Source organism: Chryseolinea lacunae (genome assembly GCF_016735595.1).
Classification (GTDB): Bacteria; Bacteroidota; Bacteroidia; order Cytophagales; family Cyclobacteriaceae; genus Chryseolinea; species Chryseolinea lacunae.
The window spans coordinates 307,971-332,627 of the sequence record NZ_JAERRB010000004.1 but is presented as its reverse complement, the minus strand read 5'-3'; the positions used below and the strand labels follow the sequence as shown (position 1 = coordinate 332,627).

At 50.2% G+C, this 24,657-nt stretch carries 27 protein-coding genes and 4 tRNA genes; 8 read left to right on the top strand and 23 right to left on the bottom strand.

The window, feature by feature from the left end:
- Window positions 1-69 precede the first annotated feature (69 nt).
- From rplL to recF, 13 genes are all read right to left on the bottom strand, one after another.
- A complete protein-coding gene (rplL, locus tag JI741_RS14235; protein WP_202010566.1) occupies window positions 70-447 on the bottom strand; it encodes a 50S ribosomal protein L7/L12 in 378 nt (125 codons plus the stop codon).
- 34 nt (window positions 448-481) lie between these two features.
- Window positions 482-1,015 carry a 50S ribosomal protein L10 gene (gene rplJ, locus JI741_RS14230; protein WP_202010563.1) on the bottom strand — a complete coding sequence of 178 codons (534 nt, stop codon included), beginning with the start codon at window positions 1,013-1,015 and terminating at the stop codon, window positions 482-484.
- A 12-nt stretch (window positions 1,016-1,027) separates the two neighbouring features.
- A complete protein-coding gene (rplA, locus tag JI741_RS14225) occupies window positions 1,028-1,726 on the bottom strand; it encodes a 50S ribosomal protein L1 (RefSeq protein WP_202010562.1) in 699 nt (232 codons plus the stop codon).
- Window positions 1,727-1,734: 8 nt separating this feature from the next.
- Window positions 1,735-2,178: a 50S ribosomal protein L11 gene (gene rplK / locus JI741_RS14220; protein WP_202010560.1), complete on the bottom strand. Its 444-nt coding sequence runs from the start codon at window positions 2,176-2,178 to the stop codon at window positions 1,735-1,737.
- A gap of 6 nt (window positions 2,179-2,184) precedes the next feature.
- A complete protein-coding gene (nusG, locus tag JI741_RS14215; protein ID WP_202010558.1) occupies window positions 2,185-2,742 on the bottom strand; it encodes a transcription termination/antitermination protein NusG in 558 nt (185 codons plus the stop codon).
- A gap of 11 nt (window positions 2,743-2,753) precedes the next feature.
- A complete protein-coding gene (secE, locus tag JI741_RS14210; RefSeq protein ID WP_202010556.1) occupies window positions 2,754-2,945 on the bottom strand; it encodes a preprotein translocase subunit SecE in 192 nt (63 codons plus the stop codon).
- Between the two features lie 109 nt (window positions 2,946-3,054).
- Window positions 3,055-3,127 (bottom strand) — tRNA-Trp (locus JI741_RS14205).
- Window positions 3,128-3,295: 168 nt separating this feature from the next.
- Window positions 3,296-4,483, bottom strand: coding sequence for an elongation factor Tu (gene tuf / locus JI741_RS14200; RefSeq protein WP_202010554.1), 1,188 nt, complete (start codon window positions 4,481-4,483; stop codon window positions 3,296-3,298).
- 261 nt (window positions 4,484-4,744) lie between these two features.
- Window positions 4,745-4,816, bottom strand: a tRNA-Thr gene (locus JI741_RS14195).
- Between the two features lie 29 nt (window positions 4,817-4,845).
- A tRNA-Gly gene (locus JI741_RS14190) sits at window positions 4,846-4,918 on the bottom strand.
- Window positions 4,919-5,140: 222 nt separating this feature from the next.
- Window positions 5,141-5,223 (bottom strand) — tRNA-Tyr (locus JI741_RS14185).
- Window positions 5,224-5,507: 284 nt separating this feature from the next.
- Window positions 5,508-5,801 (bottom strand): DciA family protein, encoded by a 294-nt coding sequence (locus tag JI741_RS14180; RefSeq protein WP_202010552.1) that lies wholly within the window; start codon window positions 5,799-5,801, stop codon window positions 5,508-5,510.
- Window positions 5,788-6,897 carry a DNA replication/repair protein RecF gene (recF, locus tag JI741_RS14175; RefSeq protein WP_202010550.1) on the bottom strand — a complete coding sequence of 370 codons (1,110 nt, stop codon included), beginning with the start codon at window positions 6,895-6,897 and terminating at the stop codon, window positions 5,788-5,790. The genes JI741_RS14180 and recF overlap by 14 nt, the downstream gene beginning before the upstream one ends.
- 74 nt (window positions 6,898-6,971) lie before the next feature.
- Between recF and pdhA the strand changes: the two genes are divergently transcribed.
- From pdhA to ribH, 3 genes are all read left to right on the top strand, one after another.
- Window positions 6,972-8,012, top strand: a complete 1,041-nt coding sequence (pdhA, locus tag JI741_RS14170) for a pyruvate dehydrogenase (acetyl-transferring) E1 component subunit alpha (protein ID WP_202010548.1) — start codon at window positions 6,972-6,974, stop codon at window positions 8,010-8,012.
- Window positions 8,013-8,150: 138 nt separating this feature from the next.
- Complete coding sequence (locus tag JI741_RS14165) at window positions 8,151-8,840, top strand: tetratricopeptide repeat protein (protein ID WP_202010546.1); 690 nt, start codon at window positions 8,151-8,153, stop codon at window positions 8,838-8,840.
- A 90-nt stretch (window positions 8,841-8,930) separates the two neighbouring features.
- Window positions 8,931-9,398, top strand: a complete 468-nt coding sequence (gene ribH, locus JI741_RS14160) for a 6,7-dimethyl-8-ribityllumazine synthase (RefSeq protein WP_202010544.1) — start codon at window positions 8,931-8,933, stop codon at window positions 9,396-9,398.
- Window position 9,399: 1 nt separating this feature from the next.
- Here ribH and JI741_RS14155 read toward each other — a convergent pair whose 3' ends face one another.
- The 3 genes from JI741_RS14155 to JI741_RS14145 are packed head-to-tail and all read right to left on the bottom strand — an operon-like array spanning window position 9,400 to window position 14,827.
- The gene (locus JI741_RS14155; RefSeq protein WP_202010542.1) at window positions 9,400-12,480 is read right to left on the bottom strand and encodes a caspase family protein; all 3,081 of its coding nucleotides are present in this window, start codon (window positions 12,478-12,480) and stop codon (window positions 9,400-9,402) included.
- Between the two features lie 32 nt (window positions 12,481-12,512).
- Complete coding sequence (locus JI741_RS14150) at window positions 12,513-13,613, bottom strand: PorP/SprF family type IX secretion system membrane protein (protein ID WP_255534560.1); 1,101 nt, start codon at window positions 13,611-13,613, stop codon at window positions 12,513-12,515.
- Entirely contained in the window at window positions 13,613-14,827 is a 1,215-nt protein-coding gene (locus tag JI741_RS14145; protein ID WP_439647548.1) for a T9SS type B sorting domain-containing protein, read from the bottom strand. Before JI741_RS14145 ends, JI741_RS14150 begins: the two co-directional genes overlap by 1 nt.
- Between JI741_RS14145 and JI741_RS33060 the strand changes: the two genes are divergently transcribed.
- Both JI741_RS33060 and JI741_RS14135 read left to right on the top strand, forming a co-directional pair.
- Window positions 14,736-15,014, top strand: a complete 279-nt coding sequence (locus JI741_RS33060) for a hypothetical protein (RefSeq protein ID WP_202010536.1) — start codon at window positions 14,736-14,738, stop codon at window positions 15,012-15,014. The genes JI741_RS14145 and JI741_RS33060 overlap by 92 nt on opposite strands.
- 330 nt (window positions 15,015-15,344) lie before the next feature.
- Window positions 15,345-15,575, top strand: a complete 231-nt coding sequence (locus JI741_RS14135; protein WP_202010534.1) for a hypothetical protein — start codon at window positions 15,345-15,347, stop codon at window positions 15,573-15,575.
- Between the two features lie 481 nt (window positions 15,576-16,056).
- Here the strand turns inward: JI741_RS14135 and icd are convergent, their stop codons facing one another.
- The gene (icd, locus tag JI741_RS14130) at window positions 16,057-17,283 is read right to left on the bottom strand and encodes an NADP-dependent isocitrate dehydrogenase (RefSeq protein ID WP_202010532.1); all 1,227 of its coding nucleotides are present in this window, start codon (window positions 17,281-17,283) and stop codon (window positions 16,057-16,059) included.
- Window positions 17,284-17,409: 126 nt separating this feature from the next.
- Here icd and JI741_RS14125 point away from each other — a divergent pair, with 126 nt between their 5' ends.
- Both JI741_RS14125 and JI741_RS14120 read left to right on the top strand, forming a co-directional pair.
- The gene (locus JI741_RS14125; protein WP_202010530.1) at window positions 17,410-17,994 is read left to right on the top strand and encodes a CAP domain-containing protein; all 585 of its coding nucleotides are present in this window, start codon (window positions 17,410-17,412) and stop codon (window positions 17,992-17,994) included.
- A 139-nt stretch (window positions 17,995-18,133) separates the two neighbouring features.
- Complete coding sequence (locus JI741_RS14120) at window positions 18,134-18,385, top strand: hypothetical protein (protein ID WP_202010528.1); 252 nt, start codon at window positions 18,134-18,136, stop codon at window positions 18,383-18,385.
- A 24-nt stretch (window positions 18,386-18,409) separates the two neighbouring features.
- On the opposite strand, the gene sucD is transcribed toward JI741_RS14120, so the two are convergent.
- The 4 genes from sucD to JI741_RS14100 form a co-directional block, all read right to left on the bottom strand.
- Window positions 18,410-19,294, bottom strand: a complete 885-nt coding sequence (gene sucD, locus JI741_RS14115) for a succinate--CoA ligase subunit alpha (protein WP_202010526.1) — start codon at window positions 19,292-19,294, stop codon at window positions 18,410-18,412.
- 223 nt (window positions 19,295-19,517) lie between these two features.
- Window positions 19,518-20,423, bottom strand: coding sequence for a hypothetical protein (locus JI741_RS14110; RefSeq protein WP_202010524.1), 906 nt, complete (start codon window positions 20,421-20,423; stop codon window positions 19,518-19,520).
- A 123-nt stretch (window positions 20,424-20,546) separates the two neighbouring features.
- Window positions 20,547-21,443, bottom strand: a complete 897-nt coding sequence (locus tag JI741_RS14105; RefSeq protein WP_202010522.1) for a hypothetical protein — start codon at window positions 21,441-21,443, stop codon at window positions 20,547-20,549.
- Window positions 21,444-21,471: 28 nt separating this feature from the next.
- Window positions 21,472-22,800, bottom strand: a complete 1,329-nt coding sequence (locus JI741_RS14100; RefSeq protein ID WP_202010521.1) for a CHASE2 domain-containing protein — start codon at window positions 22,798-22,800, stop codon at window positions 21,472-21,474.
- 57 nt (window positions 22,801-22,857) lie between these two features.
- On the opposite strand from JI741_RS14100, the gene meaB reads away from it, so the two are divergent.
- Entirely contained in the window at window positions 22,858-23,874 is a 1,017-nt protein-coding gene (gene meaB, locus JI741_RS14095) for a methylmalonyl Co-A mutase-associated GTPase MeaB (RefSeq protein ID WP_202010519.1), read from the top strand.
- On the opposite strand, the gene JI741_RS14090 is transcribed toward meaB, so the two are convergent.
- Window positions 23,847-24,575 (bottom strand): Dph6-related ATP pyrophosphatase, encoded by a 729-nt coding sequence (locus tag JI741_RS14090; RefSeq protein ID WP_202010518.1) that lies wholly within the window; start codon window positions 24,573-24,575, stop codon window positions 23,847-23,849. The genes meaB and JI741_RS14090 overlap by 28 nt on opposite strands.
- Window positions 24,532-24,645, bottom strand: a complete 114-nt coding sequence (locus JI741_RS14085) for a DUF5522 domain-containing protein (RefSeq protein WP_236676094.1) — start codon at window positions 24,643-24,645, stop codon at window positions 24,532-24,534. The genes JI741_RS14090 and JI741_RS14085 overlap by 44 nt, the downstream gene beginning before the upstream one ends.
- Window positions 24,646-24,657: the final 12 nt, after the last annotated feature.

The window sequence follows — 24,657 nt, the reverse complement described above, 5'->3', positions numbered from 1 at the left end:
CGTTCCGATCTGTGATCCGGAAACGGGGTCTAACCGAAGTTTGTTAGACGGTACCCTTCGTCAAGAAGATTACTTCAACTCTACTTCGGCACCAGCCTCAATGAGTTGCTTCTTAAGGTTCTCTGCTTCGTCTTTAGGAAGACCTTCTTTGATAGTTTTAGGAGCGCCGTCAACCAGATCTTTAGCTTCTTTCAAGCCAAGGCCAGTCAATTCTTTCACCAATTTCACGATTTGGAGCTTGTTAGGACCAGCTGCCTTCAACACTACGTCGAAGTTAGTTTTTTCTTCAGCAGCGGGAGCACCAGGGCCTGACGATGCAGGACCTGCAACAACAGCAGCTGCTGCGGGTTCGATACCATGAGTTTCTTTCAGGTAAGAAGCGAGTTCGTTTACTTCTTTAACAGTGAGTTCAACAAGTTGATCTCCGAGTGCTTTAATGTCGGCCATTTTAGTAAAGTTTAATTAATTCTTTTGTTAACAATTATTTAGTTCCGCGTTCTTCCAGTGCTTTCACAAGGCCACCGAGTTTGTTCTTGCCGCTAAGCAGCGCAGAAACAACATTCTTGGCAGGTGATTGGAGCAAGGAAATAACTTCGCCGATGAGTTCGTTTTTAGATTTGAGCTCAGTCAACGTTTTCAAATTCTCGTCCCCGATAAACAGGGCGGATTCGATAGAGGCTGCTTTCAGGACAGGTCTGCCTTCGAGCTTCTTGCGAAACTCGGTGATCACCTTTGCAGGAGTGTTTCCAACTTCTTTGGAGAAAATTACTCCCGAGAAGCCGCTCAGGGCCTTAAACAACGGAGAGTAATCAGTTCCTTCCTGGCGCTCGAGAGCTTTGCGGATCAGGGTGTTTTTATACACTCTGTATTCCACACCGCTCTTGTAGCACAAGCGACGGAAGTTGTTGATCTGCTCCACGGTGAAACCGGAAGCATCCGTAATGTAAAAGTGGGCGTTGTCGGCAAACTTAGCTGAAAGCTCGTCTATGATTTGTGCTTTTTCTTCTCTGGTCATGTTCTTTGTGTATTAGATGCCAGCTACTGAATTCGTGTCAATCGCGATACCCGGGCTCATGGTTGTCGACAAAGTGATACTTTGGAAGTAAGTACCTTTTGCAGAGGCGGGCTTCAGCTTAGCAACAACATTGATCATCTCCATCACGTTGTCCCGGATTTTATCGGCCGAGAAGGAAGCTTTTCCAACGCTGGTGTGGATGATACCTTGTTTATCAATTTTGAAGTCGATTTTACCGGCTTTTACTTCTTTCACGGCTTTACCAACTTCGAGCGTAACAGTTCCTGATTTAGGATTGGGCATGAGGCCGCGGGGACCAAGTATCTTCCCGAGCTTACCTACTTTTGCCATTACTGTAGGAGTACAGATGATCACATCGATGTCGGTCCAACCGCCTTCGATTTTCGTGAGGAATTCATCCAGTCCTACAAATTCGGCGCCGGCGTCTTTTGCCTCCTGAATTTTGTCAGGTGTGCAAAGCACCAACACGCGTACGTCTTTACCAATTCCGTGGGGCAATGCCACCACGCCTCTCACCATCTGGTCAGACTTCTTCGGGTCAACGCCCAAACGAATGTCTACGTCAACGGAAGAGTCAAACTTTGCAAAGGTGATTTCCTTTACAAGCTTTGAAGCATCTTCGAGAGAATACTCCTTCTCAGGATTGTATTTCGCAAGGACTGCTTTTCTGTTTTTAGAAATTTTCGCCATCGCTCTAATTATTTATCCCAAGGGGGAGTTCCTGATACTGTGATACCTAAACTTCTTGCTGTGCCGGCTACCATTTTCATGGCTGACTCAACTTTGAATGCGTTGAGGTCGGGCATTTTTACTTCAGCGATCGTTTTTACCTGATCCCATGTGATAGAGCCTACCTTTGTGCGGTTAGGTTCTGCGGATCCTTTTTGCTTTTTAGCAGCATCCAAAATGAGGATAGCAGCGGGAGGAGTTTTGATTACAAAATCGAACGACTTGTCGTTGTAGATGCTAATCAAAACGGGGAGCACTTGTCCGGGTTTGTCCTGCGTACGGGCATTGAATTGTTTACAAAAGTCCATGATGTTCAGACCTTTGGAACCCAATGCAGGACCAATCGGAGGTGCAGGGTTTGCCTGTCCGCCTTTTACCTGTAATTTCAGATAACCGATGATTTGTTTTGCCATGTTATCTTAGTCTAGCTTTTCAACCTGCATGTAACTTAATTCGACCGGCGTGTTCCGACCGAAGATCTTCACCATCACGTTGAGTTTCTTTTTGTCTTCAAAAATTTCCTCCACCGTGCCGGTGAATCCACTGAAAGGTCCATCCATAACTTTTACGGATTCGCCCTTGATAAAAGGTGTTTCGAGTTTTTCCTCGAGTTCGTCAATCTCATCAACTTTACCGAGAATCCTATTCACCTCTGATTGACGAAGAGGAACTGGATCCTTGGAAGCCCCGGTGCCGTTGTTACCGAGAAACCCGATCACGCCCGGAATGCTGTTGACAGCGTGATGAGCCTCCCCGTTCGAGAGATCTGCGGAAAGGAGAACGTAGCCCGGGAAGAAATTTCTTTCTCTCACCCGTTTCTTACCGTTTCTCATTTCATATACTTTTTCAGAAGGGATCAATACTTGCGGAATGAAATCCGTAAGTTTTGAGCGTTCGATCTCAGTTTCCAGGTAGGACTTAACCTTTTTTTCCTGGCCGCTTACGACCCTGAGCACATACCATTTCAGTTCGCCCATGACCTTCTGCATTAAAATTCTCTGTAAAACCACTGAAGACCGGATTTGAAAACCCAGTCAATAGCACCGATCACCAGTGCGAAAATGGTGGAAGCCACCAGCACCAGGATAGCGCTACCTTGCAATTCGCTGTACTTGGACCAAGTAACCTTGTTCTTGATCTCATCCCAGGACTCTGCGATATAGGTTTGTAACTTCTCCATTGGTTTAATTTTGCAAGGTTGAACCCCGTTTTAGAGGCCAGCCAACGTAAATTTATTTCTTTGACCTGCCCAGGATTGTCCTGAAACAGCCTCTTAAACTTCTTTTTTGCACGGGTGGAGAGACTCGAACTCCCAGCCAATGGTTTTGGAGACCACTACTCTACCAATTGAGCTACACCCGTTTACTTAAAATTGCCTTTCTGACCTTGCTTTAGCGGGAGCTCTGTAAACTCCTGAGCCGCACCCATGTACCTCAGCCCAAAAGGACTGCAAAGGTAGAACAATAGACCAGAAAACAAAAGCGTTTCTGAAAAATTTCAGAAACGCTCTATGCTTTGATTATCTGTACGTTAGTCTACGATTTCAGTAACCTGACCCGATCCTACCGTGCGGCCACCTTCGCGGATAGCGAAACGGAGACCTTTTTCCATAGCGATCTTGTTGATCAATTCCACCTCGATAGAGATGTTATCGCCAGGCATGATCATTTCCACGCCGTCGGGAAGTTTCACTTCGCCAGTTACGTCGGTTGTACGGAAATAGAACTGAGGACGGTATTTGTTGAAGAATGGTGTGTGACGACCGCCTTCTTCTTTCGAAAGAACGTAAACTTCAGCTTTGAATTTGGCGTGGGGTTTCACCGAACCGGGCTTGCAAATAACCATACCACGACGGATTTGCTCTTTTTCAATACCACGGAGGAGGAGACCTACGTTGTCACCAGCTTCACCTCTGTCGAGGATCTTGCGGAACATTTCCACACCAGTGATGGTAGATTTCAGGTTTTCTGCACCCATACCCAAGATTTCAACGGCATCGCCAGTGTTTACAACACCGCGTTCGATACGACCCGTTGCAACGGTACCACGACCAGTGATCGAGAACACGTCTTCCACAGGCATCAAGAAATCTTTGTCGATCAAGCGTACAGGCAAGGGAATATGCTCATCCACAGCCTTCATCAGCTCGTCGATTTTTTCAACCCATTTCGGTTCGCCGTTCAGGGCGCCGAGAGCCGAACCTCTGATAACGGGCATGGTGTCGCCAGGGAAAGAGTAAGCGGACATCAGTTCGCGAACTTCCATTTCCACCAGATCCAACAATTCGCCGTCATCAACCAAGTCAACTTTGTTCATGAAAACAACCAGTGCAGGTACACCTACCTGACGAGCCAACAAGATGTGCTCGCGAGTTTGGGGCATAGGTCCGTCTGTAGCAGCCACCACAAGGATAGCGCCGTCCATCTGAGCAGCACCCGTAACCATGTTCTTCACATAGTCGGCGTGACCAGGACAATCCACGTGAGCATAGTGACGCTTTTCAGTAGCGTACTCAACGTGCGAGGTGTTAATAGTGATACCACGTTCTTTTTCTTCAGGAGCGTTGTCGATAGAAGAGAAGTCACGCATCGAAGCAAGTCCTTTGGATGCAAGAACCTTAGTAATTGCAGCGGTAAGCGTAGTTTTACCGTGGTCAACGTGACCGATAGTACCAACGTTTACGTGTGGTTTCGAACGATCAAATGTTTCTTTTGCCATATTTGAAAATCCCAGTTAAAGTTTAAATTATTAAGTGTTTTGAAATTTGTTTTACTTATTTCTCCAGTCCAATCGTCTATTGAACTAACACCCTGAACATTTTAAGCCTTTGAAAAGGGTAAGCTTATACGTTTCTATGAATTCCTGAGAACAGATAAGATTCGCTACGTCTTATGCTTCTTGTTCGAAAGAATCCTTTCAATCTAAAAAGGAAGAGCTGTTGATTGCGTCAGCCCCATTGTCAACATCATCTACAAATCGAGCTGTTGATGAGGATTGAACTCACGACCTCTTCCTTACCAAGGAAGTGCTCTACCACTGAGCTACAACAGCTTACTAGTCCAACCGGAGTTGGAAAAGAGAGCGGGAGACGAGGCTCGAACCCGCGACCTATAGCTTGGAAGGCTATCGCTCTACCAACTGAGCTACTCCCGCATGATAATTACGTCAATTTAAGGTATCGAAAGAACTTCCTTCCTTCGAATATCCCGCGTCTTGTAGTCTTGGATCCGTCGACTGACGGACTACCAACTGAGCTACTCCCGCATGATAATTTTTATATCAAAATCCCAAAAGAACTTCTTCCTTTCGATTGATTCTGCCTGCGGCTTTCGCTACCGGCTGTTCTATTCAGATGGTAAACTATCTGCTAGAATGTGGGGGAAATAGGATTCGAACCTATGAAGTCATAAGACAACAGATTTACAGTCTGTCCCAGTTGGCCGCTTTGGTATTCCCCCAAAACTTTAAATTTCAACCTCTCGAAGAACGAATGAAACGCCTTTTGCAGGGCCTTTTCAAAAAAGAGAGTGCAAAATTAGACGCTTTTCCACTTTTTCAAAACTTCTGCCAGAATTTTCTAGAGAATAGATTTTTCCAGGCCGAAAACTTGAAGAATTGCAGCACTAAACCGCACGAACCGACAACAATGGTTTACGGGTGGGTTAACTTTTCTAAAAATAGCCGTGGGCTGGAATAATTTTTCTTCGCAAAATCCTGACAGACAGGATGCGCGGATGAAAGATCACATCGCCACAATCTCCGTGATCACGCCGCCAAATTCTTTCTTGAAAATCTCCATCACCTGCGCTTTGTGCAAAGAGAAGTCGTGGCGCATGGTGGGCGAATCAAACTCCACGAACAGGACTTTGTCTTTTATGTAGAGCTTTTTGGTGCGCTTGGCAATGGGTTTGCCCACCAGCCGCTCCCACGACGCGATCACGCTGGCTTCGTCGAACCTGTTGTTGAGCTTATAGGAGTTGAGCATCGCGCGGATGGCGTCGCCTACGGATTGGATGTCTTTTTTATTCTGGCTCATACACTTTCACGGTTCCTTTTTCGATGGTAAACACTGAGGCCTGAATTTGTATCTGGTCCAACAACCCCATGGTGCGGTCGGGCCGGGCATCGGTAATGAAAAGCTGTCCCAGGTCGGTCTTCATCAGTTCTAACAGCCTGCCGATGCGAAAGTCGTCTAATTTATCAAAAATATCATCCAAAAGCAGAATGGGTTTGAAGCCCTTATGCGTTTTCAGGATCTCGAACTGCGCCAGCTTCAGGGCGATCACAAACGACTTTTGCTGGCCCTGCGACCCGAGCCGTTTCATGTCGCCATGCTCGAGCGTGAACTGGTAGTCGTCGCGATGAATTCCAACACAGGTGCGCTGCAGGGCCAGATCGCGATGGCGGGAGCCTTGCAGTGCCTGGGCAAAATCTTTTTCCTGGAGCGACGATTTATATTCCAGGTCGGTAGTCTCGTTTTCATCCACGATGAAGCGGTAGAATTTCTGAAACACCGGGAGAAATTCTTTTGCAAAGGCCATCCGTTTTTCAAAAAGGGAGGTGCCCAGTCGCACCAGAATCTGGTCGTAGGCCTCCAGCGTCACCCAGTCGGTGAGGCCTTTTTCCGACGCCATTTTCAGGAAGCTGTTGCGTTGCTTCAGGGCGTGGTTGTATTGAATGAGGTCGTCGAGGTAATGTTTGTCGAGCTGGGAAATGATGCCGTCGAAAAATTTGCGCCTAGCTTCGCTGCCTTCCTTCACCAGGTCCACATCGTCGGGGGCCACCAGAATGACGGGGTATTTGCCGATGTGTTCGCTCAGTTTCTGGTATTCGTTCACGCCTTCGCGGAACATTTTTTTGGCGCCCTGCTGCATGGAGCCCACCACTTCATTTGTGGAAGTCCCCAGCCGGAAGCCTCCTTTCACCATAAAGTAGGCCTGCTCGTGCTGGATGCAATGCTGGTCGAGGTTAGAAAAGGCGCTTTTGGTGAAGGCCAGATAAAAAATAGCGTCCAGCAAATTGGTCTTGCCGCTGCCGTTTTTACCCACCAAAACATTGATCCGCGAAGAAAAACTGAGGTTTGCCTCTGCATAGTTCTTGAAATTGAGCAAATGAAGTTTCTCTAGGTGCATGAGGAAATACCTCGAAAGTTTGGCTAATGTTCGTTTGGGGATTAATTTCGCAACTCGGATTCAAAAATAGGGATATGCCTACGACAACCAAAGCGAAGAATGAGCCCGTGGCGGCAAAGAGCGACAGCACTGAATTTTCAAAAGATACCTACCTCTATTGGTATGAGAGCATGCAGCTGATGCGCAAGTTTGAAGAGAAAGCCGGCCAATTGTATGGCATGCAGAAAATCAAAGGATTTTGTCACCTCTATATCGGTCAGGAGGCGTGTGCCGCCGGTTCCGCATCGGCGCTGCGCAAGGGCGATAAGTGGATCACCGCCTATCGCGACCACGGCCATCCGCTGGCGTTGGGCACCGACCCGAAGGCCATCATGGCCGAACTCTATGGAAAAGAAACCGGCACCACCAAAGGCAAAGGCGGTTCCATGCACATTTTTGATAAGAACGTAGGTTTTGTAGGCGGCCACGGCATTGTGGGTGCACAGGTTCCCCTGGGCGCCGGTCTGGCATTCGCTGAAAAATTTAATAAAACAGGCAACCTCTGCATTTGCTCGATGGGCGATGGCGCGGTGCGTCAGGGCGCGTTTCACGAAACGTTGAACCTGGCCATGCTGTGGAAACTCCCCGTTATTTTTGTGATCGAAAACAACGGCTACGCCATGGGAACATCCGTGCAGCGGTCGTCGAATGTGACGGAGTTGTATACATTGGGTGAGGCTTACGACATCCCTTCGGAGGCTGTCGACGCCATGAAAGTGGAAGAAGTGCACAAGGCGGTGGCCCGCGCCGCCGAGCGTGCCCGTGCTGGCGAAGGTCCTACCCTGCTGGAATTCAGAACCTACCGCTACAAAGGACACTCCATGTCCGACCCTCAGAAATACAGAAGCAAAGACGAGGTGGAGCAATACAAACAGCGCGATCCCATTGAAGTGGTCCGCAAAACCATTCTCGAAAAGAAATTTGCCGCGGAAAAAGACCTTGACGCCATCGACGCCAAAATAGTGGGACAGGTAGAGGAAAGCGTGAAGTTTGCGGAGGAGTCTAAATTCCCCGATCCTTCGGAGGCCCTCACGGACGTGTACGTGCAAACGGACTATCCTTTCGTAATGGATTGAGCCGGGCCGAAATACCCCCTTTTTTTAGAAACATCTAATTTGTAGTTTTGCGCCCCCGACTGGTCGGGCAAAACTATTTAACGTCGTACTGAACTCGGTTCCCACGATTTGACGCGTGGGAAGAAATAATGGAATACAATGGCTAAAAAGGAAGAACACAAACACGAACTCCTCGAAAATCCGGAAGCGATCAAAGACAGATTGGTAGGTGCCGAAACCTGGGTGGAAAGCAATCCCAAAACAGTTATCGGTATCGCTGCCGTTATTTTGCTCGCCGTGGGCGGATATTTTGGATTCCACTATTATAAGAGCACGCAGGATGTTATCGCCCAAAAGGAAATGTTTCCGGCGGTCTACTATTTTGAAGCCGACAGCCTGAACAAGGCCCTGAACGGCGACGGCAACAGCCTCGGCTTCCTGGCCATCATTGAAGACTATGGCATCACCGATGCCGCCAAACTGGCCAACTACTATGCCGGTGTGTCTTACCTGAAACAAGGAAAATATGAACTGGCCCGCCTGTATCTGGAGGATTTCAGCTCGAACGATCTGCTGGTGCAAGCCCGTGCCTACAGCCTGGTGGGAGATTCCTACATGGAAGAAAAGAAATATGAAGACGCTGCCAAGTACTATAGCAAGGCAGCCAACTATAAACCCAACAAGTTCTTTTCGCCTACCTACCTGATGAAGGAAGCGCTGGCCTACGAACTTCTGAACCAGAACGACAAGGCAAAAGAGACCTACGAAAAAGTGATTACCCAATATTGGGATTCGTCGGAATATCAAAATGCCCGCAAGTTCAAGGCACGTCTGGAAAGCAATTCCTAGGCAAAATTCAGTTAACTTTCGAGGGATAGATTCGTCTATCCCTTTTTTATTGCTCAACCCGTTCCTAACGAACACCAAATCCTTTGCTGTATGGCTGGCCCTCTGAAATCCGGAAGCGTAAAATCGTCGATCAACCTGTTGAAAAAGAAATTTGCCATTGTGGTGGCCGAGTGGAATGAAGAGATCACCGAAGCGTTGTATGAAGGCGCTGTGGCCGGGCTGGTGGCAAACGGTGTGAAGAAGAGCAACATCGTGCGCAAGAATGTGCCGGGCACGTTCGAGCTTTCGTTGGGAGCACTGTGGATGGGCGAAAAGAAAAACATCGACGCCGTGATCTGCCTCGGCTGCGTGATTCAGGGCGACACTCCTCATTTCGATTATATCTGTCAGGCCGTTGCCTATGGCATCACCGAAGCCAATCTGAAAACCCGCAAGCCGGTGATTTTCGGTGTGCTCACCACGCTGAACAAACAGCAAGCCATGGACCGCGCCGGCGGAAAATTTGGCAACAAAGGCGAAGAAGCCGCCCTCACCGCCATTGGCATGCTGAACTTCTAAATCAGTTGCCGGGCACCAGCGCGATGGGAAAATCATTGCCGCTGATGTAGCCCGTTGGATACTGCGCTTCTCCACTATACTTCTTGGTCAACTCGGGCACGCGCGCTTCGAGATACGATTTTATTTCGCTCACCGTGATGCGTCCGTCGCCGTTGTCGGCTTTGCCATCGAGGGCTTCCAGCAACGCATAGGTGAACACGCCGTGGTGCAGGGCGTCGAACTCCGTGGCCTGCTGCTTCGTGCCGCTTGACGCAAACATGACCGCACCCGAACTTCGCGCCAGCTGGATGATGGCTTTTTCGTCGGAACCCGGCGATCGCGTTTGAAGAGACTTGGCCGCACCACCCGAATAGCACGCGTCCATGACGATCACTTGCTTGTGTGCCTTCACCTGCTTGAGCAATCCTTTCAACTCCGCTGCCGAAATTCCTTTCTCCCTAACCTGCTGCGGATCGCCATACAGTTTGGTGACATCGTGTGGTATGAAGTAATACTCATCTTCTTCCTTTTCTCCTTTGGTGCCATGACCGGCATAAAAAAACAGAAACAGATCTTCAGGTTTTGCACGAACCAAGATGGAACGAAACGCCGCCAGAATATTTTCGCGCGTGGCGGCGCTGTCGAAAAGTTCGAGGTGATAGATTTCACGGAAGATCTCCTTGCCTCCTGCCACAACTTTGCCCGAAAACGCTTCCGCATCCGGGCGTGCATAGTTCAGGTTGTAGGCCGAATTTTTATACGTGTTTATGGCCACCGACAGCATGTAGAGCGACGATGTGGGAATGGCCGAGCCAGTATACTGCACTTCAAATTCATCGGCTCGCGATTCAATTTTCTGATAGTTCACCACTTTAGCCTTGAATGCATTCAGATCGTTGGCCATCTCCACAGAATATGTGCGGGTGATTTTATCGCGTTCAAAACGCGTCACCACGTCGGTGTCGTGCACCACCAGTTTGTCGTTTTGATAGATATAGAGTTCCTTCACACCTCCACCGCCATCGTATATGTCTACCGTTAGGTTTATTTTTTTGGCCTGTGTATAAAATTTTCCGCCGTGGCTCACCAGCGAATCCAAATCGGGGTTTATTTGAAACAGCACGGCCGAAGGTTTGTGAAGACGGTTGAGGTCGAACGCACGCGCGCCGCTTTCGTGCAGAATGTCCTCCACGCGAATTCCCTGCATGAAGCTTTTTGCAAACACATCGGGACGATAGAGCACTTCGAAATACTGATCGGCCGAATAGAAATCGGCCAGCGTGTGTATGCCTTTGTTCACGTGCCAGCCAAAGTATTGGCTTCCCGCCGGCGAACACGTGAAATAGCCCTGTGGACTCCAGCACACCCACTCGCTGTTGTCGGCGACAAAAAGCGTGAGAAAGGGTTTTGTTGTTTCAATCAAACTTGCATAAAGGAAGTTCATGTCGAGAAACGTGTCGGCATCGTTGCGTTGCAGCTGCCCCAGCAGTTGTGTCCATCCCTGGCGCGATGTGTCATGACACATTGCCGAGTCGATATGGTTCGTCTTGAGCACCCCTTCCCATTCGCGGCCGTGCAGTGTTTCTGCCAGCGAGGGAAAACTTTTTGCCTCATCAAGTTTCCAGAGCATCACGGTTTGATCTTCGGAGCCGGAAGCCAGGTAGCGACCATCTTCGCTCATGCCAATGGAGCGCACTGCGCCGGCATGTCCCACAAACTCGCGCTCCGGCTGGCCCGACGGCTCGTATTGCTTCATCGAAAAATCGCTGGCCACCACAATGTGCTGATCGGGCATCACTAAAAAATCAAGCACCCGGCCATCGGCGTCGGGATTGTTTTTGATGAAACGGCCGTTGGCAAGTTCGAGGGTATATTCATCCACTTGCAACACGGTGTTTTGTTGCTGCCGTGTGCGGCGCGTTGTTTGAGGCACTGCCGAATGCAGTGTTGTGGATGCGAAGTCGAACGCATAGGCATTCGCGCGTTGTCCGTCGGTCGGGGCCGTTTCAACATACAGCACGCGGTCGCTATCGAAGTTCACGTGCGTGATGGCACTGCCTTTTCCTTTCATGCTTTTCAGCATGTCGCCGTTCACGGGATTCCAGATGCGGATGTCGTTGTTCACACCGCCTGCCGCAGCAGCGATGTAGGTGTTTCGCACCGGCGTCCACACCATGGCCGTGGCCGCGTTGGTGTAGAGGTGGGTTTGTTCCAGAAGAGTGCCGTCGCGCGCCGTCCAGCAATAGCCGTTGCCCTTCGCATCCACGCCGGCCAGCAGCTTGGCATCGACAGAAAAATTCAGACCGGTGAGGTTGACCGGCAGATGCAAGGCGAATTGTTTCTGTTGTGTTCGCGCATTCCACACCGTCAGCCTATCGCCACCGGTAGCCGCGAGGTAGTTTCCATCGGGCGAATAACACAATGCGTTAAGGGTGCCGGTTCGGAACGTTGTCTCCTTTTGTTTTGGATTGCCCGACTGCAGCGAAGGCATGTCATAGAGCACAATGTAATCGCTCACGCCCACGGCCAGTTCGTGTGTTCGGTTGTTGATTGCGAGGTGGGAAACACCTTTGTCGTGCGCCAACGTGACCACGTTCAGCATGCTGTCGCGCTGCACGCGCCACACATTCACCAGTCCATCATCGCCACCCGAAACCAGATAGCGCGACGAGTCGGCAAACGTCAGCGTGTTGATAACGTTGGTGTGGCCAATAGCCGTTGAAAATTGTTCCCTTGCCTGTAGATCGATCAACACGATGTAGTTGTCGCCGCGCACGGCCGGATAGCCCGCCACTGCCAACAGTCTTCCATCGTTCGAAAGCGCAGCAGCATAGAATGTACCGTCCCAGCCGGCGCCGATTTGCGATTCATATTTCTGTTTCATCACGCCACGCGCCGCGTCCCACACACGAATGGTTTTGTCTTCGGATATGGAGATGATGTCGTCACCGTTGGGCGTGAACAACACTTTGCTGATGCGTGCCGAATGCCCTTGCGGATTGATCACAATCTGCTGCGCGCGTGTTTCGATGGATGCAGCAAACAGAACAACGATCAGTATCACCGTCACGTGCATGTCGGTGATGTGATCTGGCAGATTCATTCGCAGTGGTCTCATCGGAAATTGATTGTCGTTCACTTGTCTTTTAGCCACCTCCGTTGTGCACGCCGGATTCTGCGGGATGTTTTCTTCGAACGCCATGCATGCAGTTTTGCGCGTGAAATGGTACGTGTCTTTTTCACATAGCGGTTGTATTTCTTCACCGCAACCTTGGGCACAAAATAGTTTACGCGTGTTTTGTGCCGGTTCAGTTGGCCCGATGTGTTGAAGCGGCGTGTGCTTCGTCGTGCGGAAAGATCTGTGCGATCCATAAAATCGAAACGCACCACGGCTTCATGTGTGCCTCCCAATGCCGGGTTAAGCGCGCTGCTCATCACCTCGTAGGTATAGCCAATCGTCACATTTTTATAGACCTGAAAGGCGGCCGTCACCGAAACGGTACGGCCCGTGCGATAGGCAGCACCAAAGGTTATGCGCTTGTTGAATGTGTAATACAATCCTCCTTCAAACTGGTGGTTGCCGGGCGTGAGCGAGCGATAGTTCAGCACTGGTTCCAGCACATGACGTTTGTCGGCCATCGGGAAAATGCCTTGCGCATAGGCGGTGAGGTATGGATAAAAAATATCGGTGTCGCCAAATCCCAAAATGGCACTGAGCCGGTTCACCGACGCGCCCGCACGAAGCCTGGGTGCGTAGTAGCTCACGCCGCCGGAGAAATCAAATCCCCGTGTGGGCGATAGTTTGGTGAGCAACGCAGGATCGCTGAGCACGTTGCTCTGCACATCGACGCGCGAAGGCACCACGCGATATTGATGATATTCGGCAGACACCCCCAACGAAAACGAACGCCGGTTGGGCATGATCATGTGATACGCAAATGCACCGGTTGCCGAAAAAACCTGCGACACACCAATGTTATCCTGATAGAGCGTGAGGCCTGTGCCAAAGCGATAGCCATTCACCGGCATGTGCATGCTCAGCAGGTTCACGTTGGGTGCGCCCTGCACGCCCGACCAATATTGCCGTCGCGAAAGTGTTATGGAACCAACGGTGTTGCCTGCCACTGATGGATTGTATAAAAATGTGTTGGTGAGTTTTTGTGTGAATAGTGGAATGTCCTGTGCCAGGCACAAGGAAGGCATCCACATCAGTATGCAAAACCACAGGCTGCGCATCAATCCCGCACAATGGTTACCGTACGCGAAAATGTTTGTCCCCTTTCGGTGAGACGAACAATGCAGACGTAGTTTCCGGCAGGCAGAAAGCCATTGCTCCCGCGTGCATCCCAGTCGTTGGCGTAGTGCCGCTGCCGGAACACCTCTCCTCCCCAGCGGTTGATGAGCACCACTTCGTTGGCGGGAAACTTGTCGAGGTTTTCCACAAACAGAAATCCATTTTCCGGATCGCCATTGGCCGTGATCACGTTTTTGATGCTATACACATTAAGCAACGGCGCTTCCTCCACGGCGATTTCAGTGTCGGTTGTTTCCGTGCATTCGCGATTGTCGGTCACGTTGACAGAAAGTGTATATTGGCCGGGTTGTGCGTAAGTTTTTTCAGGCTGCGATTGTTGGGCGACATCGCCGTCGCCAAACGTCCATTGCCATTGGGCGATCGCTGCCGTTGTCTCGAATGTTGGAATGAAGGGAGTGCCCACATAAATTTTTTCAGGCGCTACCAGGGTTCCTGTTGGTTTTGGATTTATGGTGATGCTTTTTTGTGCGGGCCGGCCAGTGCCGCAAGGGTTGTGTGGCTCCACGATCATGGTGGCTGTACCCGGAACATCGGCCATCACTTCTTTCTGCTCGGCGTCGGCACTGGCACCCGAAAGTTCAGGTGAAAGTGTCCACCGGTAGTTATCAGCGTTTGTCCATCCCGATGCTGCATACGATGCTGAGGTGCCTTCGCAGATGTCGCTTTCGCCGATGATGGCGCCCGTGCCTTGTGGCGTGGTGTTCACCACAACGGCAACCGTTCCTGTCATCGGTGTTTCGCACTTTCCGACAATCGTCCCTACGGCCGTATATTCCCCTGCATGGTTCACGGGAAAGGGAAAAGCCAATGGGCCACCGCGACCTTGCACTACCGTGCCTGTGTTCGTGCCGTTGAAGTGCAGGGCATAGTTTATATTTGGCTGACTGTCGGACAACCCCACCACCACACCCACATCGCCCTCACAAAGAGAACCGCCACCGGTCACGTCATAGGCACGTAGCGCGGGAAGCACCTCGACGTCTACCGGCAGGTCGTCGCCTGTGCAGCCATTTTCGGTTGGCGTTATGATATAGAAGACCGTCATGGTTGTTGCCCCGGTGTTGACAAGCACATCATGGATGACTTCACCTTCGCCCGGTTTTGCCCCGGTCACTTCAGGTGGGGAGTTGACGATCCAAACAAATTGTTCACCACCGGATATTTCCAGATCCGCAGTTGATCCTGAACAAATCGCGGATGCAGGAGATGTCGCCATGGCCAAAGGCTTTGGCTTTATGTTCAGCGTTACTTCCGCTGATGTTTCACAGCCCGTTGTGGTGTTGGAAACAACTGCCCTGACCGTGGCGGTGTTGACGATTTGAAAATGGGCGGGATCGTTTATCAAAACGTTCGTCTGCTTGTCATGCCACACTACGGCGCGATCGGGCAAAGAAAGGGTCACTTCAGCTTCGAGCGTTTGAAGATCAATTTGAGCGGTACCTGTTATTGCTCGCTCTTCGCATAGATCGCGCATCAAACTCGTCGTCTCCGGCTTGGGTAATTCGTGTAGTGAGTAGATGGCCGACTTCGACATGCAGGCATTTGGTGTGGTGTTGGTAACCACGCATTGAAATCGGACATCACCCAAGCCCGTAACATCGCGGATGTTGAGTCGTTGTGAGTTTTCTCCCGTGAAAACCCCACCGGGTGATATGTCATGGAATCCTACGCCGTCGTCAATTTGCCACTGCAAACTAAACGGGGTGGCCGGGGTTGTGGTGACTGCCGGGAGTTCGACGAATTGTGTGCCGCTTCCGGCGCAAACACTCTCCGACCTGACGGGTCCGTTGGTGATGACCGGCACCGGTTCCATGGTGATGGCCACTACATCGCTGGTGTGCGAGCAAGACGTTCCCACCAGCACCACTTTCCGTCGCCAGTAGGATGTTGGAAGTTGGTTTGAAATGATTAGGTGTTGCGTGCTTGCAGTAATGGGTGATGGCCGAAAAGGCCCCGACGGTGTCAGGGAAAATTCCCAGCTGTATTCGATTGATGGCGACGTCGGGCCATTGACGACCGTGGCCTCTGGTTGAAAAATTGTGGATTGCGTGCTTACGGGACCAGCAAAGCAATAGGTCGTCGCCATAATTCTATTCGTTATAATGGTCCCGCATCCTTGTGCGAACGACTGGCTTCCAAAAAAAAGGATCAGACCAACAACGGTCAGCGCACACCTGATCTTTACATGGAGATTCATAGGGATTCGTTTTGCGCAAGGTATCCCGCACCACTGCAACGCCTTTGCAGTGACAATTTTTCTGATTTCTTTTTTAATGGGGGTGTTTGCATGAAAAAAGGCCACCTGAAACAGGCGGCCTTTTTCTCATTACAAAAAATGCATTCCGGAGTTGCCGGAATGTTCGATTACATTTTGCTCACTACGGCTTGTGCAAACTCAGAACACTTCAGCAGTGTTGCACCTTCCATGAGACGATGGAAATCGTAGGTCACTTTCTTTGCAGCGATGGCGCCTTCCAGACCTTTGATGATGAGGTCGGCAGCTTCCTGCCAGCCCATGTATTCCAGCATCATCACACCCGAAAGAATAACAGAACCGGGATTCACTTTATCCTGACCCGCATACTTCGGTGCGGTGCCGTGCGTAGCTTCGAAGATGGCGTGACCGGTTATGTAGTTCACGTTGCCACCCGGAGCAATACCAATACCACCAACGATTGCCGCCAGTGCATCGGAGATATAGTCGCCGTTGAGGTTCAATGTGGCCACCACTGAATATTCGTCGGGACGCAACAGGATTTGTTGCAGGAACGCATCGGCGATAGCGTCTTTGATGATCAGTTTATGACCATCTTTTTCGATCACTTGCCAAGGTCCGCCGTCGAGATCTTTTGCACCGAATTCGTTTTTCGCCAGGGCATATCCCCAATCGCGGAAACCGCCTTCGGTAAATTTCATGATGTTTCCTTTGTGCACCAGGGTGAGGCTGGGCTTCTTGTTTTCCAACGCGAATTTCAAGGCCGAGCGCACGAGGCGTTCGGTTCCGTCTTTCGACACGGGCTTGATGCCGATACCAGAGTTTTCGGGGAAACGGATTTTTTTATAGCTCTTGGGAAAATTGTCTTTCAACAATTGCAGGAACTTCTTGTTCTCGTCACTGCCTTCCTGGAACTCGATGCCGGCATAGATGTCTTCTGTGTTTTCGCGGAAGATGACCATGTCGGTCTTTTGAGGTTCTTTCACGGGCGAAGGAACGCCGGTGAACCATCTAACGGGGCGCACGCACGCATAGAGGTCAAGTTCCTGACGGAGGGCAACGTTCAGGGAGCGAATGCCGCCACCCACCGGTGTGGTGAGGGGACCTTTGATACCGACCAGATATTCTCTGAAAACGGTGAGCGTTTCTTCGGGCATCCAGTTGCCGGTTTTGTTAAACGCCTTTTCGCCTGCCAATACTTCTTTCCAGTTGATCTTACGTTTTCCGCTGTAGGCCTTTTCAACAGCTTTGTCGAATACAAGCTGTGATGCAGGCCAAATATCCACGCCGGTTCCGTCGCCTTCAATAAATGGAATCGTAGGGTTATCAGGCACGTTCAGCTTACCGTTGCTGATGCTAATTTTCTGATCGCTCATCTTTGTTATGCGTTAAATGTGAAATGTTTTGAGATGCTCTTTTTTTGAGCGCGGAAAATTAAAAAATTCGAGCCAGAAATGAAGATATTTTTACTTGGTGAAGCGTTTATTGACTAAATACTACCTATGAAAATGCTTTCCCGCCTGCTGGCCGTTAGCCTATTGCTGACAGGCCTTGCCGGATTCCATGAACGGTCCCAACTTGCACCGGCTGTGTGTGTTAGCACAGAGGAAAAGAAACTATATGACCTCATCATGGACTACCGGCGCGAACACCACCTGGAGTCTATTCCCCTTTCGGCAAAGCTGTCGCTGGTGGCCCAGACACACGCACGCGACTTGTCGGAGCACTACGCCTTCGATCCCAAAAACAAATGTAATCCCCACAGCTGGTCGTCGCATGGCAAGTGGACCTCGTGTTGCTACACCAACGACCATAAAAAAGCCAGCTGCATGTGGACAAAGCCCCAGGAAATTGCTGCCTACTCGGGAAACGGCTTTGAGATTGCCTATTTCAGTTCGATTGGCGCCTCCGCCCAGGAAGGCCTTGACGGCTGGAAGGTGAGCCCGGGACACAATCCGTTGCTTATCAACCTGGGCACATGGGAAAAGGTGAAGTGGAAAGCGATTGGCATCGGCATCTACAAAGAATACGGACTGGTGTGGTTCGGAGAAGTTGACGATGCATCGACACCTGAAAATTGTCTATAAACCGTACTGAATTGAATTCAATTTCCCATTCCTGGATGGTAGAACCATCCACATCTTGAAATACAACTGAATTTCGGGGTTTCTGACGTTGGCCTGCATTTGGTAATTACATCAGCAAACAACAATAACCAACAGTTTTATGATCCTCAAGTTCTTTTTCAGCAAGCTTTCCTTAGATAATCAAGTGAAATATCTTCAAAGAAAAGGCGTGGCCTTGGGCACCCGCATTAAGGACGGTCGTAAAATTTACATTTACATGCTGCGCGACTTGTTCGTGGAGGTGATCTACCAGCACGACAATGCCGAAGAAAAAGCAGAGAAATTGAGTATGCTCCGAGGTTTGAAAAACCTCAACGAATACCTGGAAAACGAATTCAGAACGTCGTTCTAATAAAATTACTGGGGAGGTGCTGGCCTATTTCTTAGCCGCCAGCGCCTTCACCATAGTCTCACCAATTTCTGCCGGCGATTCTACCACGGTAATTCCACACTCCCGCATGATTTTCATTTTTGCTGCAGCCGTGTCGTCAGCGCCACCTATGATGGCACCGGCGTGGCCCATTCTGCGACCGGGAGGGGCAGTTTGACCAGCGATGAATCCCACAACAGGTTTCTTATTTCCAGTTTCCTTGATCCAGCGTGCCGCTACCGGCTCGTAGTTTCCGCCGATCTCGCCAATCATAACGATGGCGTCGGTGTCGGGGTCGTTCATGAGAAGTTCTACGGCTTCTTTGGTGGGTGTGCCGATAATGGGGTCGCCGCCGATTCCGATGGCAGTAGACACGCCCAGGCCTGCTTTCACAATCTGATCGGCAGCCTCGTAGGTGAGGGTTCCCGACTTCGATACAATTCCGATTCTTCCCTTTTTGAACACGAAGCCCGGCATGATGCCCACTTTTGCTTCGCCGGGGGTGATAACACCCGGGCAGTTGGGGCCGATGAGGGTGACACCGCCTTTGCCTTGTAAGTATTTTTTGGCGATCATCATATCTTTCACCGGAATGCCTTCGGTGATGGTGATGATCACTTTGATGCCTGCGTCTACGGCTTCCATGATGGCGTCGGCAGCGAAAGCAGGGGGCACGAAGATGATGGATACGTCGGCGCCTGTTTTCTCAACGGCCTCTTTCACCGTGTTAAATACCGGTCTTCCCAAATGTTCGGTTCCTCCTTTGGCCGGCGTCACTCCGCCCACCACGTTTGTTCCATATTCAATCATCTGGCCCGCGTGAAAGGAGCCTTCGGAACCTGTGAAACCCTGAACGATTACACGGGAATTTTTATTTACCAGTACACTCATGGAAATTTTCGTTTGCTTTTGAGAAGCACAAAAATAGGATAATAAACCTTTTGACCAAACGAAGGGTGTCACTATTGGCCGCCGTGAAACTTCACTTTTTGAGACGGAAATGAAAGCCGGAGCCTTTTAAAAGTTGAACCGGCTCCGGATTGGGATGGGCAAAAAAACGGCTCCCGGGAATTGCCCGGGAGCCGTAAAGATTTTCGAGTTCAAAATGTAAAGTCTACTTGCGCTTTTTGCGTATGCCTGTGCGGAGCAAGAACTCGCTGTAGAGATCTGTATAGACTTCAGGTTCCATTTTTGCGGCTTCCTGCAAGGCTGTTCCGGCATCGATAAACATGCCGTGTTGTTCGTAGAAGCCAGCCAGGTAATATTTGTTGATGGCCGTGGGCTCGGCGTTAGCGGCCGCAAACTCGGTGTAGGCCGTGCCTATTTTGTCGCGGTTGGCTTTGGTCACCTTCTTGATGGTGCGCTCGTCAGACTGGCGGTTTTTGTCGGTCTTCGATGTCACCTTCACCAGCACAGCATCTTCGTGCGACAAGGCCGGGTCGGTAAGGTCTACTTCGATGGAGGTGTCGGAGGTTTCTTTGGAGAGAAGCTCGTCGCCAAACATGTTGTTGAAGGTGACGATGTAGGGCTTCAGTTTTCGCTCGTCTACCCAGCTCACAATCACTTTCTTTCCAAACACTTCGGCGTGTTCGGTGCTGGGGCCGGGGAGGTTAAGGTCTATTTTAAGAATGCCGCGATCTACCGCCCCCGTTGCAGACAGGGTGTTCTTGGGCGAAGTGGCCGAGCTGAGGATGAAATCGGTGTATTTGTTAAGCACACTGTTGGCCGGCTGCGCGTCCATTTCGGTCTTGAGTTTCAGCACCGAATAGGTGCCGGGTTTTTTCATCTCAAGCGGTTTGCCCGTGCTGACACGCACCAGGCCGAGGTAGGAGTTTTCAGAAACCTTCAATTGGTCGTCGGGCTTCAGGCTTGCGCCTACTTTGAGGGGTGTCCACCCGGAGCCGGATTTCAATTCATTCTTGCCTTTGTTGACAAGCACCTTAAAAGCATATTCCTGTGCCTGAACGTGTCCAAACCCGACAAGAAACAGGACTGCCAATGCCAACTTTCTGGATTTCATGATATGGAAGGGAATTAAAGGGTTATTTTATTTGCAAAAGTAAAACAATCCCGCAGAATTCGTAATCCCCTAAAACCACGAAAGCCGCTGCGGGCGGCCTTCGTTATTTTCTTCCAGGGACTTCTATTTCTTGATGTTGTTTCGCAAAAGAAATTCATCCAATGCTTCCTGGTAGGTGGGCACGTCGGGTGCCAACTGAATGGCTTCCTTGTAGGCCGTAACGGCATCGATGAGAAGTTTGTTTTCTTCGTAGAAGCCGGCGAGCAAATATTTGTTGAGTGCGGTTTGCTCGGGGGTTTCTTTCAGGATGCTTTCCAGCGATTTTTTCACGCCCGCCTGTTCGGCCGGTGCCAGTCTTTTAATGAGGTGCGACTCGGATACTTGTTTCGGATCGGCTTTGGAACGCACCTCTACGAGGACGGCATTTTCTTTCGCGTATTTGGGTTCGCTCATGTCGATCTTGAAATTATTTTCGGGCGTTTCAAATTTCACGAGCTCATCGTCAAACATGTTTTTCACGGTCACCAAATAGGGGCCCGATGTTTTGGAGCTTTCCCAGGTGATGATGGCCTGGTTGTTGAAAAGACCGGCATACTGATTTGCAGGAAGCAACAGTTTGATGGCATAGTTCTCGCCGCGGTCTACCGCTCCCGTTGCGCTGAGGCGGTTCTTTTTGCTCTCGGCCGAGTTGCTGCTGAGGATGAAGTCCGTGTATTTGGCAAGCACGCCTGTGCTGGGCTTGGCGTTCATTTCATCTTCAAGTTTTTTTACGGAATAGTTACCGGCGGTTTTCAACTCCATGGGTTTTCCTTTGGAGTGCATGAGGCCCACGTAGGCATTGTCGCCAAGTTTAAGTTCATCGCCGTTGCGGAGACTTGCCCCGGTTTTGAGCGGTACCCAGTCGTTGCCTGACTTCACTTCATTACTGCCTTTGTTGGCCAACACCTTAAAGGCGTAGTCCTGCGCCGAAGCGAAAGTGGCGACCAAAGCGAAAAGAAGGGTCAATTTTTGAGTTTTCATGGTAGTAGGTGTTGAGAAGATATTAAAGTTAATCTTTTTGAGATTCTCCCGGTATGTATACTTCATCATCTCGGCGGGTAAGCGAGTGAAATTTCATTTTTAACCTGAAAATGGCGTTTTTAATAATGCTCGTATAGATTTCGAACACATCGCCCACCAGCGCCACCGCAGCCAGGGTGATGGTTATATTGAGTTTAAACGAATACCAATGAAAAATCAAAACCATAAGCACCGAATAAAGCAAGAGTTGCGTGAGCTGTAATAGTTTCGTAATGCCATCATACCACGACGGAAGATGTTTGTTGATTAGCGAAAATAGTGCCACGTTGAGCAGACAGAAAATGAAGGCCATGATGTATTCCTGCCAATCTTCCATTTCGTTCACATAGTCTTCGTGAAGGATCATCGACACAATATTGGCGTGCACAACGACGCCGAACATGTCGGGGTTTGCTTTACCTGCCAGTTTTTTATTCAACGGTGTATAAAATTTATCGGCCCAAGACGGATCGCCAATGTATTCTCCTAAAAATCCAAATACCACTATTTTTCCGGTGATGGCCTCGGCCACAAAATTTTCAGAAAAAACGTCGGCAACGTCAAGCGTATAGAACATTTGCGGATACTTTGTCTGATGAAAAAAATCCACAACGTTACCCCTATAGTTTATCACCTCCGAATAGTTTCTACGCTCCAGGAATTTGCGCGTCTTCACCGAATCGACAGCTCTTGCAAGCTCGACGCCGAATGCATAGCTCTCCACATTACTAATGTTAAGCGTTGGATTGAACGTGCGACAGGTTTTCACGTCGTCCTGAAAGGCTGCATTTGTTTCAAGACTGGCATAGCCTTCTGCGATCGCATGGTCCCGAAACATGGGGTCTGATCGGCGAATGGAATCATAAATTTCGATGCCCTGCTTGACGATTTTACTGGATTGAAGCGCTTTTGTTACCAACACCACATTACCCGCGTCCTGGATGGCACTGCTCAACATCATGTTGCCCAACGTGTCTTTCAATTGTGGACAGTTTAAAGTGTCTCTCAAGCCTGTTCGGCAATCAAAAAAACCATCGATGCCAATGACGCGGGGTTTGTATTTGCTTATGATCCGAAGTTCTTCGGCAATCTCTCTTCGCGTCAGGTTTCCGATATTCACTACCACAATGTCTTCATCTACGTTCGGATCATCTCTCAATCCGCTAAACACATAGTCGGTCAACTCCACGTCCGACAGCGCCGTGCCGATCGAATCGAATGCATTGAAAATATTGAGCTGGGTTATTTTGAGGATCACCCACATGGCCATAAACACGAAGATTGTTGCCAGGAGGCAGTCGCGCCAGAATTTTCTCATGTATGTACTTGAAGTATATAGTAAATTTAGAAATTTACCTTGCATAACCATAGCACCTTGAATTCACACGCCCGATCAAAACGAACACTTGCCGACTATACCGAGGGTATCCTCGCCGGCAACCGTGTGGTGTTGGGCCAGGCCATCACCCTCATTGAAAGCACGCGGCCCGACGACCAGGCGCTGAGCGCACAACTGCTTTCGGCCATTGGTCCAAACACCGGTGGCGCCATTCGTGTGGGCATCACGGGTGTGCCGGGCGTGGGCAAGAGCACGTTCATTGAAGCGCTGGGCCTCTCACTGGCCGAACAGCAAAAGAAAATCGCCGTGCTCACCGTAGACCCCAGCAGTCCGCTCACGCGGGGAAGCATTCTGGGCGACAAGACGCGCATGGAAGAACTCTCAAAACATCCCAACGGTTTCATCCGGCCATCGGCTTCGGGCAACGCGTTGGGTGGTGTAGCGCACAAAACCCGGGAGGCCATGTTGCTCTGCGAGGCCGCCGGCTTTGATGTGATCATCATAGAGACCGTGGGTGTGGGACAATCGGAAGTGGCTGTGAAGAACATGGTGGACTTTTTCCTGTTGCTCATGCTGGCCGGTGCCGGCGACGAACTGCAGGGCATCAAGAAAGGTATCATGGAGATGGCCGACGCCATCGTGATCACCAAAGCAGAAGGTGATAACTTTTCGCGCGCGCAGGAAGCACGCGCCGACTACCAACATGCGCTCCACCTGTTTCCGCCACCGGCTTCCGGGTGGACGCCGCGCGTGCTCACATCGTCTGCGCTAACGGGCGAAGGCATTGAGGCAACCTGGAAATTAATTGAAGAGCATCATCATCAAACCACCACATCGGGCCACCTGGACTTGAACCGAAAACATCAGAATGTAGCATGGTTTCAGGAATATTTTAAAGATGTGTTGCAGGCCGATCTTCACCGGTATGCGGCCATGAAAACGTTGCGTCAGCGATTGGAGAAGGATGTGGAGACGCGTCATTTGTCGGCGCAGGACGCCGCACGGCAACTGCTGGACGCCTACCATCAGGCTATACGCGGCAGCAAATCCTGAAACCAGAAAGCCTTCGACACGACTTCGATTTCGTCTTGTTCATTCTTCTTTTGAAACGTGTAGGCTTTTTTCACAACCTCTCCCCGATCGAACAGCAACGGTGTTTTGAACACGGGGCCATCGTAGACCATGGAATGAAACTCACCATTCTCGCCACAGGGATCAACACCGTTTGGAAGATTTTCGATAAAGGCTGCATCGATCGTTTGCCCAACCTGGGTTTCTGAAAACACATCGGCATCGGCAGAGCAGATGGCCGTTTTGAAACCCAGGCCGACAAAATCGTTCACCAAAAGATTGCTATCAATTTTCCACAACGGATACACCGACTGAAGGGAGGTGCCGGCCAAAAGTTGTTCGCGATAGTCGCGCAGGTCTTCGAGGAAAATGTCGCCAAACACAATGTGGGTGATGCCTTGCTGCGCACACTTTTTATAGTACGCTTGCATCAGCGCAGCGTAGACCTGATGGTTGTCGCTTTCGCGAAGGTGCAGCTTGACCAGCGGCAGGCCCAGGCATTCGGCCTGCCGCTCGATCAATGCTTCACGCACGCCGTGAAGGCCTACGCGTTTTGTGTCGTCACCAAAAACGGTGTGGAGATTCACCACGTGATAGTCTCCGGACAACAGAATTTTATATAACGCGAAAGCGGAGTCTTTACCGCCGCTCCAGCTTATTGTTACTTTTCTTTTTGAATCCATAGGGACAATGACGGCATCCGTTTTTGCAACAATAGCCACGCTTCAGGTGAAAGGCTTCGGTGAAAACCATGAAGCCGTTCTC

What these genes read in the sequence shown, in the direction of transcription:
- rplL (WP_202010566.1), bottom strand. Translation starts at nt 447, where the DNA reads ATGGCCGACATTAAAGCACTCGGAGATCAACTTGTTGAACTCACTGTT.
- rplJ (WP_202010563.1), bottom strand. Translation starts at nt 1,015, where the DNA reads ATGACCAGAGAAGAAAAAGCACAAATCATAGACGAGCTTTCAGCTAAG.
- rplA (WP_202010562.1), bottom strand. Translation starts at nt 1,726, where the DNA reads ATGGCGAAAATTTCTAAAAACAGAAAAGCAGTCCTTGCGAAATACAAT.
- rplK (WP_202010560.1), bottom strand. Translation starts at nt 2,178, where the DNA reads ATGGCAAAACAAATCATCGGTTATCTGAAATTACAGGTAAAAGGCGGA.
- nusG (WP_202010558.1), bottom strand. Translation starts at nt 2,742, where the DNA reads ATGGGCGAACTGAAATGGTATGTGCTCAGGGTCGTAAGCGGCCAGGAA.
- secE (WP_202010556.1), bottom strand. Translation starts at nt 2,945, where the DNA reads ATGGAGAAGTTACAAACCTATATCGCAGAGTCCTGGGATGAGATCAAG.
- tuf (WP_202010554.1), bottom strand. Translation starts at nt 4,483, where the DNA reads ATGGCAAAAGAAACATTTGATCGTTCGAAACCACACGTAAACGTTGGT.
- JI741_RS14180 (WP_202010552.1), bottom strand. Translation starts at nt 5,801, where the DNA reads ATGAGCCAGAATAAAAAAGACATCCAATCCGTAGGCGACGCCATCCGC.
- recF (WP_202010550.1), bottom strand. Translation starts at nt 6,897, where the DNA reads ATGCACCTAGAGAAACTTCATTTGCTCAATTTCAAGAACTATGCAGAG.
- pdhA (WP_202010548.1), top strand. Translation starts at nt 6,972, where the DNA reads ATGCCTACGACAACCAAAGCGAAGAATGAGCCCGTGGCGGCAAAGAGC.
- JI741_RS14165 (WP_202010546.1), top strand. Translation starts at nt 8,151, where the DNA reads ATGGCTAAAAAGGAAGAACACAAACACGAACTCCTCGAAAATCCGGAA.
- ribH (WP_202010544.1), top strand. Translation starts at nt 8,931, where the DNA reads ATGGCTGGCCCTCTGAAATCCGGAAGCGTAAAATCGTCGATCAACCTG.
- JI741_RS14155 (WP_202010542.1), bottom strand. Translation starts at nt 12,480, where the DNA reads ATGAATCTGCCAGATCACATCACCGACATGCACGTGACGGTGATACTG.
- JI741_RS14150 (WP_255534560.1), bottom strand. Translation starts at nt 13,613, where the DNA reads ATGCGCAGCCTGTGGTTTTGCATACTGATGTGGATGCCTTCCTTGTGC.
- JI741_RS33060 (WP_202010536.1), top strand. Translation starts at nt 14,736, where the DNA reads ATGGTTGTTGCCCCGGTGTTGACAAGCACATCATGGATGACTTCACCT.
- JI741_RS14135 (WP_202010534.1), top strand. Translation starts at nt 15,345, where the DNA reads ATGTCATGGAATCCTACGCCGTCGTCAATTTGCCACTGCAAACTAAAC.
- icd (WP_202010532.1), bottom strand. Translation starts at nt 17,283, where the DNA reads ATGAGCGATCAGAAAATTAGCATCAGCAACGGTAAGCTGAACGTGCCT.
- JI741_RS14125 (WP_202010530.1), top strand. Translation starts at nt 17,410, where the DNA reads ATGAAAATGCTTTCCCGCCTGCTGGCCGTTAGCCTATTGCTGACAGGC.
- JI741_RS14120 (WP_202010528.1), top strand. Translation starts at nt 18,134, where the DNA reads ATGATCCTCAAGTTCTTTTTCAGCAAGCTTTCCTTAGATAATCAAGTG.
- sucD (WP_202010526.1), bottom strand. Translation starts at nt 19,294, where the DNA reads ATGAGTGTACTGGTAAATAAAAATTCCCGTGTAATCGTTCAGGGTTTC.
- JI741_RS14110 (WP_202010524.1), bottom strand. Translation starts at nt 20,423, where the DNA reads ATGAAATCCAGAAAGTTGGCATTGGCAGTCCTGTTTCTTGTCGGGTTT.
- JI741_RS14105 (WP_202010522.1), bottom strand. Translation starts at nt 21,443, where the DNA reads ATGAAAACTCAAAAATTGACCCTTCTTTTCGCTTTGGTCGCCACTTTC.
- JI741_RS14100 (WP_202010521.1), bottom strand. Translation starts at nt 22,800, where the DNA reads ATGAGAAAATTCTGGCGCGACTGCCTCCTGGCAACAATCTTCGTGTTT.
- JI741_RS14090 (WP_202010518.1), bottom strand. Translation starts at nt 24,575, where the DNA reads ATGGATTCAAAAAGAAAAGTAACAATAAGCTGGAGCGGCGGTAAAGAC.
- JI741_RS14085 (WP_236676094.1), bottom strand. Translation starts at nt 24,645, where the DNA reads ATGGTTTTCACCGAAGCCTTTCACCTGAAGCGTGGCTATTGTTGCAAA.